Genomic DNA, 877 nt, shown 5'->3' on the forward strand with positions numbered 1-877 from the left:
GAAGCGGCGTGCGGATAAAAACAACTTAAAAAAATAAAAATGCCCCTTATGAACCATCTTAAGTACCAAGGGCTGTCACAACATTTTGCGCTAACCAAGAGAATAACAGTGCCGACTTACTCCTTCATAAGCATAAAGAGGGTAGTGCACAACGGATTTCCCATTATATCCTTCACAAAAAACGCCGTCATCATCGTGAAAGGAGCTTAGGTGTGCTGGATGTCTCTTTAAAACAAGTGTGTGAATGAAATACAGAATGATGTCCTGTTTTACGTTGAGGCATATGACCCTATTAAGAACATGAGAAACAAAAATGTGAGGCAATGCGCTCTCTCCATTATTGAATAAGATATTACTCTTCAATGCTTTTGAAAGCCGTAAGCCGAATTAAAGGGTGATGATAAGGCTGGGAGCTGGTTTCTATCTGTACAACTTCATATTCTTCCCCAATGAGGCTGTTGCCTTTTCAGAGATTATACAAATAGATATACGCAATGTTCTTCCGATCTGCATACAAAAGCTGCAACAGCAGAGAAAGCACTAAACTGCCTTAATCTTTATCTCAAACACGCTGCTGTGCTAGGTTTAGATATTGATTTACAAAAAAAAGAAAAAGCACGAGCTTTACTAAGAAAACAAGGTGATAAAACCACTAATAGACCAGCTATGGATTGGAGAGATATTCCGGCTTTTTATCAGACACTGAGTAAAACGATAACAATGACATAACTGGCTTTGCATCTTCTTATCCTTACAAGTGTTCGTACAAATCCTTTGTACCATATTCATAAAATCAGATTGACGGCGCTATACAAACTAACCCTATTGAGAATATGAAAGGAAGGCGTGACACTATAATAGAATTTCGCACACCTTT

1 pseudogene is annotated in these 877 nt (G+C 38.2%); it reads left to right on the plus strand.

The features are described from left to right. Positions 1–39: 39 nt before the first annotated feature. Positions 40–877, plus strand: a pseudogene (locus ACFIO5_RS10980) (integrase); the annotation flags it as partial.

The sequence above is a fragment of the Bartonella sp. AA86SXKL genome (assembly GCF_042196885.1).